This is a genomic window from Enterococcus malodoratus ATCC 43197 (genome assembly GCF_000407185.1).
GTDB classification, from domain to species: domain Bacteria; phylum Bacillota; class Bacilli; order Lactobacillales; family Enterococcaceae; genus Enterococcus_A; species Enterococcus_A malodoratus.
This window is the reverse complement of sequence record NZ_KE136483.1, coordinates 483,257-501,658: the sequence shown is the minus strand read 5'-3', so window position 1 is coordinate 501,658 and position 18,402 is coordinate 483,257. Positions and strand designations below refer to the sequence as shown.

Annotated in this window: 18 protein-coding genes; 4 read left to right on the top strand and 14 right to left on the bottom strand. The window is 39.5% G+C overall.

Features of this window, described 5'->3' with window-relative positions; genetic code table 11:
- Positions 1-193 precede the first annotated feature (193 nt).
- The 3 genes from nrdH to nrdF all read left to right on the top strand — a co-directional run bounded on the left by nrdH (position 194) and on the right by nrdF (position 3,782).
- A complete protein-coding gene (gene nrdH / locus I585_RS17815) occupies positions 194-412 on the top strand; it encodes a glutaredoxin-like protein NrdH (protein WP_010740640.1) in 219 nt (72 codons plus the stop codon).
- A gap of 74 nt (positions 413-486) precedes the next feature.
- On the top strand, positions 487-2,646 hold the full coding sequence (gene nrdE, locus I585_RS17810; protein ID WP_010740641.1) for a class 1b ribonucleoside-diphosphate reductase subunit alpha: 2,160 nt from the start codon (positions 487-489) through the stop codon (positions 2,644-2,646).
- 170 nt (positions 2,647-2,816) lie between these two features.
- Positions 2,817-3,782 carry a class 1b ribonucleoside-diphosphate reductase subunit beta gene (gene nrdF / locus I585_RS17805; protein ID WP_010740642.1) on the top strand — a complete coding sequence of 322 codons (966 nt, stop codon included), beginning with the start codon at positions 2,817-2,819 and terminating at the stop codon, positions 3,780-3,782.
- A 39-nt stretch (positions 3,783-3,821) separates the two neighbouring features.
- On the opposite strand, the gene I585_RS17800 is transcribed toward nrdF, so the two are convergent.
- The 14 genes from I585_RS17800 to I585_RS17735 all read right to left on the bottom strand — a co-directional run bounded on the left by I585_RS17800 (position 3,822) and on the right by I585_RS17735 (position 17,070).
- Entirely contained in the window at positions 3,822-6,302 is a 2,481-nt protein-coding gene (locus tag I585_RS17800) for an ABC transporter permease (protein WP_010740643.1), read from the bottom strand.
- Positions 6,303-6,962 (bottom strand): ABC transporter ATP-binding protein, encoded by a 660-nt coding sequence (locus I585_RS17795; protein WP_010740644.1) that lies wholly within the window; start codon positions 6,960-6,962, stop codon positions 6,303-6,305. It abuts the gene before it with no gap.
- Positions 6,963-7,102: 140 nt separating this feature from the next.
- Positions 7,103-8,230, bottom strand: coding sequence for a sensor histidine kinase (locus I585_RS17790; protein WP_010740645.1), 1,128 nt, complete (start codon positions 8,228-8,230; stop codon positions 7,103-7,105).
- The gene (locus I585_RS17785; protein ID WP_010740646.1) at positions 8,203-8,877 is read right to left on the bottom strand and encodes a response regulator transcription factor; all 675 of its coding nucleotides are present in this window, start codon (positions 8,875-8,877) and stop codon (positions 8,203-8,205) included. The genes I585_RS17790 and I585_RS17785 overlap by 28 nt, the downstream gene beginning before the upstream one ends.
- A gap of 116 nt (positions 8,878-8,993) precedes the next feature.
- Positions 8,994-9,698, bottom strand: coding sequence for an MgtC/SapB family protein (locus I585_RS17780; protein ID WP_010740647.1), 705 nt, complete (start codon positions 9,696-9,698; stop codon positions 8,994-8,996).
- 102 nt (positions 9,699-9,800) lie between these two features.
- Complete coding sequence (locus I585_RS17775; RefSeq protein WP_010740648.1) at positions 9,801-10,508, bottom strand: pseudouridine synthase; 708 nt, start codon at positions 10,506-10,508, stop codon at positions 9,801-9,803.
- A 105-nt stretch (positions 10,509-10,613) separates the two neighbouring features.
- Positions 10,614-11,192 (bottom strand): CatB-related O-acetyltransferase, encoded by a 579-nt coding sequence (locus tag I585_RS17770; RefSeq protein ID WP_010740649.1) that lies wholly within the window; start codon positions 11,190-11,192, stop codon positions 10,614-10,616.
- A gap of 211 nt (positions 11,193-11,403) precedes the next feature.
- Positions 11,404-12,105 carry a glucosamine-6-phosphate deaminase gene (gene nagB, locus I585_RS17765; RefSeq protein WP_010740650.1) on the bottom strand — a complete coding sequence of 234 codons (702 nt, stop codon included), beginning with the start codon at positions 12,103-12,105 and terminating at the stop codon, positions 11,404-11,406.
- Positions 12,106-12,219: 114 nt separating this feature from the next.
- Positions 12,220-12,708: a hypothetical protein gene (locus I585_RS17760; RefSeq protein WP_010740651.1), complete on the bottom strand. Its 489-nt coding sequence runs from the start codon at positions 12,706-12,708 to the stop codon at positions 12,220-12,222.
- Entirely contained in the window at positions 12,689-13,495 is an 807-nt protein-coding gene (locus tag I585_RS17755) for a DUF3100 domain-containing protein (RefSeq protein WP_010740652.1), read from the bottom strand. The genes I585_RS17760 and I585_RS17755 overlap by 20 nt, the downstream gene beginning before the upstream one ends.
- Entirely contained in the window at positions 13,492-14,760 is a 1,269-nt protein-coding gene (locus tag I585_RS17750) for a M20/M25/M40 family metallo-hydrolase (RefSeq protein WP_010740653.1), read from the bottom strand. The genes I585_RS17755 and I585_RS17750 overlap by 4 nt, the downstream gene beginning before the upstream one ends.
- Positions 14,761-15,251: 491 nt before the next feature.
- A complete protein-coding gene (locus I585_RS17745) occupies positions 15,252-16,391 on the bottom strand; it encodes a mannitol-1-phosphate 5-dehydrogenase (protein ID WP_010740654.1) in 1,140 nt (379 codons plus the stop codon).
- A gap of 1 nt (position 16,392) precedes the next feature.
- Complete coding sequence (locus I585_RS17740) at positions 16,393-16,830, bottom strand: PTS mannitol transporter subunit IIA (protein ID WP_010740655.1); 438 nt, start codon at positions 16,828-16,830, stop codon at positions 16,393-16,395.
- Positions 16,831-16,863: 33 nt separating this feature from the next.
- A complete protein-coding gene (locus I585_RS17735; RefSeq protein WP_034709387.1) occupies positions 16,864-17,070 on the bottom strand; it encodes a hypothetical protein in 207 nt (68 codons plus the stop codon).
- A 105-nt stretch (positions 17,071-17,175) separates the two neighbouring features.
- Between I585_RS17735 and istA the strand changes: the two genes are divergently transcribed.
- Positions 17,176-18,402 carry an IS21 family transposase gene (istA, locus tag I585_RS17730; protein WP_010741239.1) on the top strand — a complete coding sequence of 409 codons (1,227 nt, stop codon included), beginning with the start codon at positions 17,176-17,178 and terminating at the stop codon, positions 18,400-18,402.

The window sequence follows — 18,402 nt, the reverse complement described above, 5'->3', positions numbered from 1 at the left end:
AAAACATCATTTGAGCTTTTTATCTACTTTGTAAAGGGATTTTTCTTTGCGGTCGTCCGTTTTCAACGTTTTTGCAAAAAACACAAAGAGTAGTATACCACTAAAACTACACCACAATATATGGTGTTTAACGATTGACTTTTCTCCCACATCTTTTATACTAGTAATTGTAGAAATCAGAGGAGGTAGTCTTATGGTAAAAGTCTATTCTAAAAATAATTGCATGCAATGCAAAATGGCCAAACGTTATTTAACTGAGAATCAAATTTCATTTGAAGAAGTCAATATCGACAATGAACCCGAAGCACTAGGTTTTCTAAAAGATCAAGGTTTCCAAAGTGTCCCAGTTATTTTCGGCGGACAGCAAGCCATCATCGGTTTCCGTCCAGATCAATTGAAAGCATTAGCGTAATTCGAAACTTTGCGATCCACGATTGCAAAGTTTCTTCTTTATTATAGATAGAAAAAATGGAAAGATGTGACGAGATGAGTTTAAAAGACCTAGGTGAAGTATCCTACTTCAAGCTGAACAATGAAATTAACCGTCCAGTAAATGGACAGATCCCACTAAATAAAGACAAAGAGGCTTTGGATGCCTTCTTCAAAGAAAATGTGGAACCAAATACCCATGCATTTTCTTCTGTACAAGAAAAGATCGACTATTTAGTAGAAGAAGATTTTATAGAAGCGGCGTTCATCGGCAAATACACGACTGCTTTTATCGAGAAACTCTTCAATTACTTAGCGGAGCAAAACTTTACTTTCAAGTCATTCATGGCGGCTTATAAATTTTATTCTCAATATGCGTTGAAAAACAATGCAGGGACAGAATATTTAGAAAGCTACGAAGATCGTGTGGCTTTCAATGCGTTGTATTTTGCGGACGGTGATGAAGCGCTGGCATTATCATTAGCCGACGAAATGATTCATCAACGTTACCAACCAGCTACGCCATCCTTCTTAAATGCGGGACGTAAACGCCGCGGTGAATTGGTTTCCTGTTTCTTGATTCAAGTAACAGATGATATGAATAGTATCGGACGCTCAATCAATTCCGCTTTGCAATTATCAAGAATTGGCGGCGGCGTAGGAATCAACCTTTCAAACTTGCGTGAGGCCGGCTCACCAATCAAAGGCTACGACGGTGCGGCTAGCGGTGTCGTTCCAGTCATGAAATTATTTGAAGATAGCTTCTCTTATTCTAATCAGTTAGGTCAACGTCAAGGGGCCGGTGTCGTTTATTTAGACGTCTTCCATCCTGATATTGAGATGTTCCTATCTGCTAAAAAAGAAAATGCCGACGAAAAAATCCGGGTAAAAACACTTTCACTTGGTGTGACTGTTCCTGATAAATTTTACGAGTTGGCTCGTAAAAATGAAGACATGTATTTATTCAGCCCTTACGGTGTTGAACGTGAATATGGCGTACCTTATTCTTACGTCGATATCACAAAAGAATACGATAATTTAGTGGCGAATCCTAATATTCGTAAAAAGAAAATCCGCGCTCGTGATTTAGAAAATGAAATCTCTAAATTACAGCAAGAATCTGGCTATCCATATATCATCAATATCGATACGGCAAACCGTGCCAACCCTGTCGATGGTAAAATCGTTATGAGTAATCTGTGTTCTGAGATCTTACAAGTTCAAACGCCTTCTACTATCAATGGTCGTCAAGAATACGATGTATTGGGAACGGACATTTCATGTAACTTAGGTTCAACCAACATCGTCAACTTAATGGAAAGTCCTGACTTTGGTCAATCCGTCCGGACGATGGTTCGTGCCTTGACTTTCGTTACAGACGAATCCGATATCGAAGTTGTTCCTTCTATTCAAAACGGAAACAACTTGAATCACACGATTGGTTTAGGCGCAATGGGCTTGCACAGCTTCTTTGCAAAACACTTGATGGAATACGGCTCTGAGGAATCAATTGATTTCACTAATATCTATTTCACTTTGTTAAACTATTGGACATTAATGGAAAGCAACGAGATGGCGAAAGAACGCAAGACTGTTTTCCATAACTTCGAAAAATCAGCTTATGCTGATGGTTCTTATTTCGATAAATATACGACAAACGAATTTTTACCTAAAACAGATAAAGTCAAAGAAATCTTCAAAGATATCTTTATTCCGACTGCTGAGGACTGGCAAGCACTAAAAGAAGCCGTTCAAAAAGATGGTTTGTATCACCAAAATCGTTTAGCTGTTGCACCGAATGGCTCGATTTCTTATATCAATGATACAAGTGCCAGCCTGCACCCAATCACTCGTTTGATCGAAGAACGTCAAGAAAAGAAAATTGGTAAGATTTATTATCCAGCGCCTTATTTGAATAATGAAACGTTGCCTTATTATACTTCTGCTTACGATATGGATATGCGGAAAGTCATTGATGTTTATGCGACTGCGCAGCAGCATATCGACCAAGGAATGAGTTTGACGTTGTTTATGCGTTCTGAAATTCCTGAAGGCTTATATGAATGGAAAAAAGAAAGCAAACAAACAACACGTGATTTGAATATCTTGCGCAACTATGCCTTTTATAAAGGCTGCAAATCGATTTACTACGTTCGTACATTTACCGATGACGCCGAAGAAATCGGTTCTAACCAATGTGAAAGCTGCGTAATTTAAGAACTATCTTTTACCTCTCGTACTTTTGTTCGAGAGGTAATGCTATGCGTAATTTATCAAGTTCCTTTCGTGCCTTTAGTACGTTAACAGAATGATATACAGTTGAAAATCAAATTTATTTTTCGTTTTTTGAAAAATAATTACCTTGAAGCGAAGTAGGAGGAATATTCATGGCAGAAACTTATTACGAAGCCATTAACTGGAATGAAATCGAAGACGTCATCGATAAATCGACGTGGGAAAAATTAACGGAACAATTTTGGTTGGATACACGGATCCCGCTATCTAATGACTTAGATGATTGGCGCAAATTATCATCTTTGGAAAAGGATGTCGTAGGACATGTTTTCGGCGGTTTAACATTGCTAGATACTGTTCAATCAGAAAGTGGAATGGATCAACTACGCAAAGATGTTCGTACCCCACACGAAGAAGCTGTGCTGAACAATATCCAATTTATGGAATCTGTCCATGCCAAAAGCTATTCATCTATTTTTAGTACATTAAATACAAAAACTGAAATCAACGAGATTTTTGAATGGACCAACACGAATCCTTATCTGCAAAAAAAAGCAGAACGGATCAACGAAATCTATAAAAATGGCACTCCTTTGGAAAAGAAAATCGCCAGTGTCTTTTTAGAAACATTTCTTTTCTATTCTGGTTTCTATACCCCGCTTTATTATTTAGGGAATAACAAATTAGCCAACGTAGCGGAAATCATTAAATTAATTATCCGTGACGAATCGGTTCACGGAACCTACATTGGTTATAAATTCCAGCGTGGTTTTAATGAACAACCGGAAGCGGAGCAAGAACGTTTGAAGGAATGGATGTACGATTTATTGTATGAATTGTACGAAAATGAAGAACGTTATACTGAAGAGTTATACGATGAAATTGGTTGGACGGAAGAAGTAAAAACTTTCTTGCGTTACAACGCAAACAAAGCGTTAATGAATTTGGGTATGGATCCATTGTTCCCAGACACCGCGGATGACGTAAATCCAATTGTCATGAACGGAATCTCAACCGGAACCAGCAATCATGACTTCTTCTCGCAAGTCGGTAACGGCTATCTTTTAGGTCAAGTTGAAGCAATGAATGATGATGATTATTTGATTGGTTTAGAATAAAACGAAAGCTGCCGGCGTATTTGCCGGCAGCTCTTTTTTTTATTCTGACGCTTGAATTCGTTTGATCACTGTCTCTTTATTAACGATCGTCGTAGTCGCATAGGTCAGAATCAGCTGAACTATAACCACTAACAGTATCATTAACAGGACTTGGATCAACGGGTATTGATAAACTTTGATCTGCATCAAGGCATTGCTTTCAGCGTATACGTAGACCAAGTAGCCTAAGATGCTACCTATTCCTACACCCATTAGAAGGATTCCTCCGGCATAAACCAAGCCTTCTGTTTGCAGCATTCGTTTCATTTGACGGTTAGACATACCAAGCGCCTGCATGACGCCCAACTCCTTTTTGCGACTCAAAATACTATCGATGGTCGTATTGATCAAGTTCATGATTCCAACGATTGCTAGGACCAGCATAATCGCATAGCCTGCGCCGGTCATCATTTGCATGGACCCTTCCCACTGTGCCAAAATTTCTTCATAACTTTCAAGATTGAAGAGTTCATTTTCTGCTACAAGGTTTTCAATTGCTGGTTGAATGGCTTTAGCCTGTCCTTTCGCTGCTTTGATATTGACATAGTAAGTCAGATTGTTTTTGGACATTTTTTTCAAAGCTTCATTACTCATTAAGAAATTATCGTAATTACTAACAGACTCTGAAAAATTTCCACCTGCGATAATGGTCATTTCTTTTTCAAACGAACGGTCCCCATCAAAAAATTTAAAGGTCAATTTGTCCCCTATCTTGATCTCTGGATAATTAGCGATAAAATAGCCTGTGGCAATCACTTTATCGCCAGAGTCTAGTTCATCGTAGGTAGCGCTGCCTTTCTTGATATCTTTTTCGATCAAGTCCATCTGCTCTTTCGAAATCCCGCCGACAGATAATCCCATCGGATCATCCGACCCAATCTCCTTAAGGTCCGGTGTTTCCCCGGTTATTGATTGAAACGTATCCACTTTCTCAACACCTTTAATTGACTTGATTCTATCAATCATTTCATCGTTCAGCGGATTATTTTGCTGGATCGCTGTCCACTCACGTTCTGGACGCATTTTGTCATTGGAAACAGATTTGATACTAATTCGATAATCTTCCGCGATCGTATCTCGGGCGATCTGCTTGGGATTCGTACAGCTAAAGACAGTTGAAATGACAACAAATAGTATCCCAATCATGCCAAGTGAAAAAATAGTGATAAAGGTCCGTTTTTTATTTCTTGAAAGATTTGCACGGGCTAGTCTTTGTAAATTAAGATCGATGAAACCCTTCCGTTGTTTTTTCTTACTTTGTGTCTGTCCGGTGTAACGCATTGCCTCGATCGGCATAATTTTACTTGCTTGTCGCATAGGCTTCAATGAAGCTAAAATGACCGTCAATAACGTAACCCCGATCGTCATGCCAACAATCCATGGAAGAACCAAAGATACTTCTCCTTTTTCAAGAACCTCCCGCATGACTTTGATCGTGGCAACCTCATTTTCAATCGTTGACATCAGTTGGAAGAAGACAAATTTAACGGTAGCAATCCCGATCAACAGGCCAATTGGGATCGAAATTCCTGCCACGATCAAATTTTCTCTCAAAATGATTTGGCGCGTTTGACGTTTTGTCGCCCCTAAGGCAGCCAGCTTCCCGAAGTCCTGAACTTTATTGATCAGAGACACATAATAAATACTATAAATTGTTAATGCGCCCGCCACGAGAATGACTGCAATAATGATCGCCATCCCTGAATAAAAGGCCGGATCAATATAGTTAGCAAAAAGATAGTCGCTATTTTCAACGATATTGTCCTCAATCACATCAAAATTTTTCCCGATTTCTTTGACTTTCTCTTTAATCGCAGCCGTTGATGTTGATGCTTCCTCGGTTAAGCGAACCATCATGCGATAGCTGCGTTGATCTTTTGGAATGACCTCTTGCATGAAGTCTTTAGAGATCAGCATTGAAAAGATTTTTCTATCGGTCTTCCCCACACCATCTGGCGAAATACCGGTTAAACGAAAAGACCTTTCCTGTTGCATCCCCAGGCTGTCTTTTTCAAAGAACTGCAATGGGATAGAGATCGTATCTCCAATTTTCGCTTTGGGATAGCCAAGTTTTTTTAAAGCATTTCTAGATAAAACAGCATCATTGGCTCTTTTAGGTGCGTGACCGCTGACAAATTTTTGCTTGGTTAATTTTTGAGCCTCTGTATCTAAATAACTGATCAAAATATAATCATCAGCAGATAATGCCGCTTCACCGACATCTTGACGCAGCCCATAGTTGCCAATCGCATCATGTTGACCGATCTTTTCCATATTTTCTTCAGAAACATTGCGATACATTGCGTGCCAGGTTGGATAAACTTTATTGACCGCCGCATTTTGAACATTTACTACGCCTAAGCCAATCGAGGTGATCAAGAAAACTAACACACTGGTTAAAATGATCGCAATTCCTGAAAGCAAATTTTTTCCTTTATGATACTTCGTATTGGCCAGCGCCACCGTATTAGTCATCTTCATTTAGATCACCCGCCCGTCTTCAATGTGCACGATGTGATCCGCTGTTTGAGCGATTCCTTCATCATGAGTGATCATAATCAATGTTTGACCAAATTTCTCAACAGATTTCTTTAATAAGGACATCACTTCCAATTCGGTTTTAGTGTCCAAATTCCCTGTCGGTTCGTCTGCTAAAATGATGGCAGGTTCTGACGCAATCGCTCGTGCAATCGCCACCCGCTGCTGTTGCCCACCAGAAAGCATACTCGGCAACGCTTTTTTTCGATCACTTAAACCGATCGTCGTCAATAAATCTTCGACAAAGGCCTTATCGACTTTACGATTATCTAATCCAATTGGTAGAACAACATTCTCCCACACATTCAATGATGGAATCAAATTATAATTTTGAAAAATGAACCCAATTTTTTGACGACGGAAAATAGCTAATTCTTCGTCTTTCATACGGAAAACATTTTTGCCGTCTATAATCACCTGCCCTGAATCTGGACGATCCAAACCGCCGATCAGATTTAACAAAGTACTTTTCCCAGAACCCGATTTCCCAACTACCGCGATAAAATCGCCTTTTCCAACTTCTAAATCGATATGGTCAACGGCTTTTACAATTGAATTCCCGTCATCATAATGTTTTACTAAATCCCTAATTTTTAAAATCATTTTTCTCCCTCTTTCCTGTTCTCGCTTATTTCTATACTCTTAGTATAAAAAAGAACCCTTGCAGGATTCTTTCAGCGAACATAACAATTTTGTAAGAAAAATAGAAATAGCTTTACGAACACCTTCATCAAGAGGTTAAGTTAAGCTAACGGCAATGTTAATTGAAAGTTGGCACCTTTTGGATGGTTCCGTTTCACCATGATCGTTCCGCCTTGCTCCTCAATAATCTTCCGTGTAAGATACAAGCCCACACCTGAACCTTCTACCGAGTCGCTGTGACTGCCGCGATAAAACCGTTGGTAAATTTTATTTTGTTCTTCTTTTGTGATCCCAGGTCCCTCATCTTTGATCTCAACCAAAACATAAGTTACTAATGAAGATACTTGTACCTTAACCGTTGTCTTTTCAGGAGCGTACTTGACCGCATTTTCCAAGACATTCCCCAATGCCTCTAGGGTCCACTTTTCATCCACATAAACCATTCGATCCTCTGCCAATTCCACTTCCAGTTCCATTTCTTTTTCGACAGCCTTCATGATGACACTATTGACTGCTTGATTGATTAATAACTGCAGCGAGAGCTTTTGCGGTCGTAATTGAATTAAATCTGTTTCAAGCTGTGAGATCTTTGCCAAACCATCTAACATCAAATCAAGTTTATTAATTTGTACTTCGGCCTGTTCAGCAAATTTTTTCCGCTCCTGTTCAGCATACTGTTCCGAGAGCGCGATATCTAAACTTAGCTTTAGAGAAGCCACCGGTGTTTTCAATTGATGGGTGATGTCTGTGATATTAGATTTTAGATTCCCCCCTTCTCGTTGACTCCGTTGCAGCATTAATTCATTATGCGCAGTTGCTTCGTGGAACTCTTTTGTCTTCTCAGCTAAACGATCCTGAATTTTTCGTTTTTCACGTACCTGCCAAAAAAAAGTTGCCGAAAGCAGCAACCAACAACCTATGAATAAGCCCAGATTTCGCAGCAAATAGCCATCTAAAATATGTGAGAGACTCATTTTTCCCAATAAGTCATATTTTTCTTCTAAAGCCTGCCCCGATTTTGCCAACTCATTAGTTTTCGGCTCATCAAAAGCCTGGATCAATTTAGCTTCAGAAAAAGAGTTTTCTCTATTCAGCATAACCAGAGTCGACTGCTGATCCTCTTGAAGAGCCGTTCGCATGATTAGATTCTGAGCAATAAAAAGAGCAAAGCAGATTGCTGAGAGCAACAGATAAAATAGAGTTATTTTTTTTGAACGTCGTTGATCCATAAATAGCCCACTCCTCGAACGGTTTTGATTCGTTCCTTACCGATTTTTTGGCGCAAACGACTGATATTGACTGAAACAGTATTTGTGTCCACATACTCGCCTTTCGTGTCCCAAATTTGATCCAATAATTGATCCGAGGACAAAATTTGCTTCGGATTCTCCATAAATAGGATCAATAGCTGAATCTCTGTTTTACTTAAAGGCAAAATTTCTTCGTGCAATTTGACTTTCATTTCGGTCAAGGATACCGACAATTCGCCAGATACCAATGCTTGTCCCTGATTTCGAACGACCCGCTTCATCATGGCCTGAACCTTCGAAACCAAAACCATCAAACTAAAAGGCTTCGTCATATAGTCATCAGCACCGTGCACATATCCCGTTACAATATCATGTTCTTGATTGTAAGATGTCAGCATCAAAATCAGGACATTGGATTGCTCGCGGATTTTTTTACAAAAATCCAATCCGCTGCCATCAGGCAAAGAGAGGTCGCTGATAATCAACTCGATCTCATTTTGCTGAAAAGCTATTTCTGCCGACGCAATGTCTAAACAAGCAACGACCTCATAGCCTTCTCGTGTCAGACATAATTGAATACCATTATTCAAATTTGAATCATCTTCTAATAAAAGGATTTTTCCCATTCTTACCTCCTAGATCAACTCTTACACTTAACTCTATCAATGAACGAATGCTCTGACAATACAACTTTCAAGAAAAAAGAAGATAAAATCATCGTGAAATGATTTTATCTTCTCTCTTAAACATTGATCATCCGTAGTTTGGTGATGTTTTTGTACATCGAAAGGTCTTCGATTACATCGGTGTAATTCATTCCTCGCGGCAGATCGATCGTATAGACATTCGTGTAAATCCTGTAATCATCCATGAAATCAACATCAAAATCGACATCTTCCACTTCAATTTTTTTGCTGTCAAAGTAGTTCATGATGAATTCTTTGGTTGCTTCACGATGGATATAGCGTATTTCAAGCTTTTTGATGGCATTGATTTTGATGATGCGTTTGACCACCGTCAAAGCCAAAATAATTCCAACAAAGCTGCAAATAGCGATTGTATAATATCCCATTCCAATAGCAATTCCCAGTCCGGCGCCAGCCCAGATCGAAGCAGCAGTAGTTAATCCTTTGACTGACCGATTACTGACCATAATCGTCCCTGCTCCAAGGAAACCAATTCCGCTGACAACTTGAGCGATCAATCGTGCTTCATCCGCTCGTACAACTCCTACAAACTCTGGCTTGGCCGCTGCATACCGCAGTGCCTGATCAGCAATTTCAACTTGGATCAAGGCAATGATGGTTGCTCCCATACAAACTAGGATATGGGTTCGAATTCCCGCGGGACGATTTTTATATTCACGTTCAATACCGATGGCGCCGCCCATAACCATGGCCAAAAATAAGCGCAGCATTATTTCATATACTGATAATTTCAAATCCATCTGTGCACCACCTCCTAGTTCACCTATTATAAAAATTTGGCTTCTCACCCTGTAAAATCATCGCACTTCTAGTATAGCACGCTCAGAAAAAAAGCGAGTCTCTTAACCTTTTAGCATCCGCAACTCTTCTTCGGTCAACGGCCGATAAGTCCCTTTATTCAAAGCTTTCGGCAGCGTTAAATCACCCATGCGAATTCTTTTCAGATAGGTTACTTCTTTCCCGCAAGCTTTGACCATCCGCTTCACCTGATGAAATTTTCCTTCATGTAAAATAATTCGCACCACTGACGTTTCTTCCGTTACCTCGGCGATGAACAGTTCCGCCGGCAACGTTAACTCTCCATCTAGTACGATCCCTTCTGTAAACTGCTTCTGATCGTCATCAGTCATTACTCCGCTAACTTCAGCGAGATATTCCTTTTCGACATGTTTCTTTGGGGACAACAGTTCATGAGCCAGCTTACCATCATTAGTAATCAGCAATAACCCTTCGGTATCCTTATCTAATCGTCCAACAGGAAAAAGATCGCTGCGATAATCTTTAGCTGAAAACAAATCCATCACTGTTTGATCACGATTGTCTTCTGTCGCACTTACCACCCCAGCTGGCTTATGTAGTAAATAGTAATAGTATTCTTGATAATGCAAAACTTCCTCTTGAAATTCAATCCTATCTTTTTCCGGATTGACCTGTCGTTTGTCCGATTTCTCAATCTGCTGATTCACAGTGATTTGGCCCTTTTTAATAAGTTGTTTGACTTCTTTACGACTGCCCAAACCGACCTCAGCTAAAAACTTATCTAAACGCATCGCGCACATTTTCCCTTCGCTTACTTTTCTAGCTTTCACTATAGCCAAAGGAAACAAAAGAAGCAAGCCGCAAAAAAAACTCAGCCGTAACGACTGAGTTCGAGTTCATTCACGTAGTAACGGGTCTACGTCTCCATTTTTTAAGTGCGGAATCGCATGACGAATTTTTTCGTATGACCAATCCCACCACTTGAGCTGCTGCAGCTTCTGAATCGTTTCCGGATCAAAACGTTTTTTGATTTCTCTTGCCGGAATACCCCCTACAATACTATACGCCGGAACATCCTTAGTCACGACCGCTTTGGCCCCGATGATCGCACCGTCACCGATATGAACACCCGACAAAATAGTCGCCTCATACCCGATCCATACATCGTCTCCAATCACGATATCACCTTTATTGTCCCAAGCCGAAGCTACTTGCTCCTTATCCAATTGCCACTCCTCAAAAAATAATGGAAAAGTGTACGTAGAAAGCGCCGACTGACGATGATTCGCACTATTAAAAATGAAAGTCGCGCCACAGGCAATCGAACAAAATTTACCGATGACCAGCCGATCATGATTGATCGGGTACTGATACAGTACATTGTTCTGCTCAAAATCACACGGACTTCGTCTAAAATCATTATAAATCGTATACTCGCCGACCGAGATATTTGGCCGCTTGATGACATTCTGCAAATAGATCGTCTCATGATCATTACTTCTGGGATAAAGCTTTTTTTCTGGAATAGCTCATCACTCCTTTAATTGAATCTGAGTTAACCATTCCAGACTAAACAATGCACCTCTTCATACGATCACACTCCTATAACCAAGTATACCATCAACTTTTAAATTAAAAAAAGTGCCAAGGAAAATATCCCTGACACTAAAAAATTTAAGCTGTTTATTATAGTTTGCTTGCTGCGTCTTCGTCGATGATAACTGTTACGTCAGCATGGTTTTGTAGAACACTTGCTGGTACGTCAGTAGTTACTGAACCTTCGATCATGTCTTTGATTGCATCAGCTTTGTCTGTACCGAAAGCCATCAACAAGATTTTTTTGCTCTTCATGATTGAACCAATTCCCATTGACAATGCATGTGTTGGAACGTCTTCAACTTTATCAAAGTTACGTTTGTTCGCTTCGATTGTTGATTCTGTTAATTCAACTACGTGAGTTGTTACGTCAAATGAAGTTCCTGGTTCATTGAAACCGATATGTGCGTTGCGGCCGATACCTAATACTTGCAAGTCAATCGGATGATCAGCGATCACGCCGTCGTAACGTTTGCATTCAGCATCTAAATCTTCTGCTTTACCATTTGGTACAAACGTTTCTTTAAATGGTTTTTTGTTGAATAATTGATCATTCATGAAGTAGCGATAGCTTTGAACATCCTCGCCAGCTAATCCTACATATTCATCTAAGTTTACAGAAGTCATATCTGAAAAGTCTAAATCACTAGAAGTCATTTCTTGATATAAAGTTTCAGGTGTACTACCAGTTGCCAGCCCTAATACTTTTACGCCGTTTTCCATTCCATCTTTGATGATTTCAAATGCTTTTTTTCCGCCTTCGTTGGCATCTTTCACACGAATTACTTTCATGGGTAAACGCTCCTTTATCAATTTGGTATACACCAATTTTAACACCCTTCAACAAATATTACAACAAAAAAGTCTAGACCAAAACATTAATTTTTTATCAAATAGCTGAAGCAATTATTTTCCAGTTAAAATCAAGCCGATTTGAGCAATGACAGCACTCCCCAGATACGTGCCGATAAAAACAAATATCGCAACGATCGCTACCTTCCAAGAGGTCTTGCGCAAATCCATCAAGCTATCTGCCACTGAAAGTCCCGCAAAAGCTAAGATCGGCGTAGTGATCGATAAAAAATCGACGCCAGCAATCGCTTGAACAAAGAAATCGGAAAGCAGGCAGAAAAATAATGACGTTAAGGATACCCAGCCTAGGATTGGGAAATCAGCTAAAATTTTGATATTGGTTTTCTTTACCATCACAGAGATAAAAACGCCGATCATGGAAAAAGCCCACAAGACGATCAAGCCCTGAATCGTATTAAAGGTAATCGGAGTCGATTCAGGATTTTTGAGTAATTTGATCCCCTGCGTAAACAAGATCAAGCAGATACTCAGTAACAAAACCAGAGAAATTTTGATATATTCATTAGACTGTTTCTTTTCCACGACGTGACCCTCCTGCTAATAATTTGTACATAAAACGCTGCAACGGCACTGCAATGAAAACCATCGTATACGTTCCTAAAAAACTGGTCAGTAATTGACTTGCCGCGGCGTATGCAGCAATTGTCGTTTCATGTTCAGGCATCAAAGCGATCAAAGAAGACGAAGCGGCTGTCATCATACTTGCAGAGCCTACACCTGAACTCATCGCCAATGCCCGATAATCAAAGCCAAAACCCGCCATTATCGGCGCAAAAATACTGAAAAAGATCGAACCGAATAACGTACCGATCAAGTAGAGCGACAACACGCCGCGACCTTCTGGTGAATCCAACGTGTATTTTTCAGAAATATACGCCAATTCACCCTCACGCCCTAAGCCTAACGTTGCCCCGATTGCTTCACGACGCAAACCTAGCATAAAGGCTACCGGCAACCCAATCAAAACCGTACCAACATTGCCTAATTCTTGGAATAAAAACACCCAACCGACTGACAGAATTTCTCTTAATCTCGGTGCCACATCTGCCCCATAACGAGCCATCAACGGCAACATGATATATAATAAGTATTTCGCCGAAAATTGAATGTTGCCCTGCGAATAGATCTTCGCGATAAGCCCTTTGCGAACCATTGGCAAGCCGAACAACATAGCCAGCAAGACAGAGAACACCAAAGGTAAAACCGTGATTGTAGTATTTCCTATCGAAATGAACTGCATCCCGATCAACTCTGCAATTGTTACAACCACCACAACAAAACCAATCACCCATACTAACTGCTTTTTCATACATTCCCTCCAATTGAATCAATCAATTCTTTGTATTCCTTAAATGAACGACGATAGAATTTTTCCTCGTCTAAGTTGCCAGACATTTCCTTGAGAACCTCCACTAAAAATTCAGGAAATGTTTCTAACACAAATTCTGGATCAATCATCTTAAAGTCATCCCCATGAATCGTGCCCTCAAATCCGCCATAACTGATTTGGATACACGGGAACATAAAGGCCAAATCACCAATATCCCCCGCAGCCGCAATTCCTCCACGATCGTCGATGATGTCTGGAATCTTGTCAAATCTTGCGAATGTTCGCTCCACAAAGCTGTTCAAATAACGATCCTGAACAAATGGCAAATAGCCCATCTCCGTTTCGATCGTTACCTCACCTTCTAAAGCAAAAGCACTGCCTTGAGCCGCGTGATCAAGTTTGCGTGCGACTTCCGGTAAGTAATCTAATGTTTTGCAGCGCAAATCCGTTCCCACAGTGATATGGTTGGGAATCACGTTTGTCGACATGTCACTATCCATTACAATTGGATTGACACGAATGGATTCCGTATCTCTAAACTGTTGGCGGCTCAGACCGATCGCTGTATTAAATAGTGTCGATATGCTATAGGCGTTGATACCGGAAAATGGATCGAACCCTGCATGAGTGGCTTTTCCTGAAAAATGATAACGTTTATATAAAAATCCAGCCAGATCACAGTTAACTTCAATCGTTGGTCGTTCAAAAACTTCACCAATGGCATGGACGCATACACCAAAATCCACATCATCAAAAATTCCTAAAGACATCGCCTCTGGCTTCCCACCCAAGAATTGAATCTTTCCAGTTGATCGAAGCTTCTTGCGAAAATCTAAATCCAAATATTCTTCCGCAGGCACGAAAATAAAACACAAATTAAAATCCAAATCCTCGTATTCCTGTGTTCTTACAAAGTGATCATATAAAGACAGCGCAATCGCCACTTGAGTGAAGTGACCACAATTATGAGCGGCTCCTGTTTCAGCATCCGCTTGAAAATGCGTCGGTGCATAAACAGCGTCTAATTCCGCGATGAACGCCAGCGTTTTTTTCTTATCCGATGATAAAAAAGTTTTGATCCCAGTTTCTGAAAATTTAGAAAATTCAATCCGTGGATTGATGCGTCGCAATTCGGTAATGACTTTTTCAGAAGTGCGATACTCCTTATATCCTAGTTCAGGATGTAAAAATAAATCTTCAGTAAATCCCCTCAATTGATCATAATACTCAGCAAACGTTGTCATTTGACTCCCCCTTATTATTAAGCAAAAAAAATGAATGAGCAGGTATCCTTTAAAGAAAAAAATCAAGATAAACCCATTCTTCACCTTTCCCAACACCTTCACTTACTTATCGGAAAACTAGCTTGGGATGTTATTCTCGAAAAAAACTGATCGCGTCCAATAATCATACGCGAGCGTGCTTTTTTTGTGCAACACGTGAAATGAAATTTCTCGACTTTGTTTATAATATCGTTTTAAAACGAAAGAATCAAGTGGATTTTCGATTAAACACGAACTATTTTGTCAAGTTACTAACTTAATGTTTCTAAAACGGATTTTTCCCTTTTGAAGAAAATACCGTCAGTTAAATAACGACCTTCATGCTATTCATCTGAAAAATCGATTTTTAGATTAAAAAAAAGATCATTTATCTTTATTAATTTTTTGAAATAAGATTTCATTCTAAAAAAAATCTCCCAACCTGAATCTGTATCCAAGTTGGGAGAAAAAATTTATTTTTGATATCTAGCTGAAATTTTAGCGATCAATTCGTCATCTTTAAGATCGGTAATTTGTTGGATCACTTCTGCAACGGATTTTTCTTTTAAGTATCCTTGCAATTCGACGCTTTGTTCATCATTTGGATCATCGTATTTCAAGACCATTGCTACGACATCCACTAAATTCGTGTAATCCAAACCGCGTTCTTTCAATTCTCTGATTGGACGAATGAAACGTTCGTCAAAACCTAATTTACGAATCGGCGTCCGAGCCACGCGACTGATACTGTCAGAAATATATTTATTTTCAAAACGACTAACGATCTTATCGATATAGGCAAAATGTTTTTCCTTGTCGAAATCCCATTTATTAATCAATAAGCTGCCCGTTTCACCAAGAACTGCACGAAGTTTCTCTAAAACACGTTCATCAGCGATTGCTTCATCAATAGTTTTATAACCTTCATAAGCACCAGTATAAGCAACTGTCGCATGCCCTGTATTAACAGAGAATAGTTTCCGTTCAATATAAGGTTCTAAATCTTCCACGTATTCTACGTCATCGAGGTGCAACTCTTTATTCTTACTTTGCGTTGCATCAATCACCCATTCACTGAAAGGTTCCACGGATACAAATAATGGATCTTCATGGTGTTGAATCGGTACAATACGATCGACTGCTGCATTGGGGAATCCGATGTATTGTTCCACATAGCTCTTGTCTTCAGCTGACAAGAAGGCTTGGACTTTTTCAAACAAGAACTGACTGCCGCCAATCATATTTTCACAGGCAATCACATCTAGTGGTGTTGTATTGCCCTCATTGCGGCGTTTTTGAATACCTTTTGCGATTAATTCTGCAATAAAAGGTAAGATATTTGGCCCAATCGCGGTCGTCACAATATCTGCTTTGCTGACTGAATCGATAACTGCATCCGGATTGGTTTGATTATTTAAACCATCCACGTTTGAGACATGAATTTCTTTTTGACTTTCATCTGCTAACTGGATCGTGTATTCGTTCCGCTCATTCAAAGCATTGATGATCGTTTCATTAATATCGACAAAATCGATTGAAAAACCATTTTTTGCTAAAATCTCTCCGATAAATCCGCGTCCAATATTTCCTGCGCCAAAGTGTGTTGCTTGCATCCTATTCTACCTCCTGAAGATAGCCAATGACTTCTTCTTTTGTTTTTGCATCTGCTAATTTTATGACATTTTCAACATCTGAACAAAAGATCGCGATCTTCTGCAAAATATCTAAATGCTCATTTTCGATTCCAGCGATACCAAACAGCACCATCGCCACATCCTCTGTATCATCTTTACCAAAGCGAACGCCCGTTGGGACTTGAATCACTGAAATACCACTTTTCTTCACATAGCGTTTTGCTTCATCGGTTCCATGAGGGATCGCGATAAAGTTTCCCATATATACGGAAACTAACTCGTTTCTTTCGATCATGGCATCGATATAGCCTTCTTCCACGCAACCCGCATCCACTAAAAGCTGTCCGCTCGCGCGAATCGCGTCTTCCTTCGTTGCATATTCCTGATCTAACAAAATCATTTCTGGCTGTAATTCCATTTTAAATCCCTCCGATATTTTTCTAAGCTATCGCTAATTTTCTCGAATCTCTTTAACAAACAAAGAACTCAATAACTGATAAATGATTTCCTTGTTGCCGAATTTGTAGATTTCAGTATTCAGATCACTTTCGATCACTGAACTGCTGATTTTTCCTAACAGACTTTGTTGGCTTTCCGGCATTGGGTCAGGCGCTAATAATAATAAGACACGCGTTAGTTCAATGCTTTTCTTATCCATACTGTAAAGGGCCACGATAAAATGTAGGAAAAGGGCCATCGAAAATGTAGGTTAGATTTAAAATCTGATATTCTTTTTCATGAAACCATTCAAGGAGAGTGACTCATGCGAAAAGATGTCTTAGAAGGAGTCTTACGACACATTATGAACGATATTCAACCTAACTATGCAGCCATGGCCAAGCAATATAATTGTGATTACCGAACAGTCAAGCGTTACTATGAAGCTGGAACTAAAGGGGAAGTAGAACAGATCAAAAAGAGACAATCTTCTGCTCCTCTTTTATTAAGCGGTTTTGAAGAAATTATTAAAGATAAAATGGAGTTAAGCTGTTCCGCTTCTTCAATTTATTATTTTATTAAGAAAAAAGGATATCAAGGTGGCTATACCACCGTCAAACGATATTGTCGGAACTATCGAGAAAAGCGTGTAAAAAAGGCAACCATTCGAATTGAAACGACGCCAGGTCTTTCTGCTCAAGTCGATTGGAAAGAAAATATTAAGATGGTGAGTAAACATGGTGAAGTCTTTTACTTCAATCTTTTTCTATATATTCTAGGCTATTCTCGCATGAAATACTTAGAGGTAACCTTTGATCGAACCCAAGCGAATGTCTTCAATTGTTTGGTCAATGCGTTTGAGTACTGCGGGAATGGTGTTCCTCAAGAAATTTGGTTTGACAATATGAAAACAGTTGTTGATAGAAGTAAAAGCCAATTTGGTCAAACCGTTTTTAACGAAAAATTTCGTCAATTTGCTAAAGATGCTGGATTCAATCCGATTGCTTGTCGCCCTTTTCGTCCACAAACCAAAGGCAAAGTTGAAGCTTTAGCTCGTACTGTTAACCGCTTAATGGTCTTTAACTACGAGTTTGAAAATGAGCAGGAGCTAAAACGAATCGTCTATGAGTTTATGAATGACTTAAATAATGAACGTTCTCAAGCAGTGAATAATCATCCCTCTAAGCTTCTTATAGATGAACAATCGGTGTTGCGTCCTTTCAATCGTTTAGAATTAGTCAGATATGTTTCTAGAACCCAACACGTAATTAGAAAAGTTTCCATTGAATCCATGGTCCAATATCAAAACTCAAAGTATTCTGTTCCCGTGAAATATATTGGTAAAGAGGTAACTTTAGATGTCCGTAAGGACAGTCTATTCATTTGGTATGGCCATCAATGTATTCGCTCGCACCCATTAAGCAAAAAAACCTTAAATTATCAACGTGATGACTCTCTTGAGATTCTTCGATCTGATGTCTTCAAATACTTAGAAGACGAAGAGTTGGAGCGCTTTGTAGAAGAAAATTTAGATGCTTACGATGAATTATAA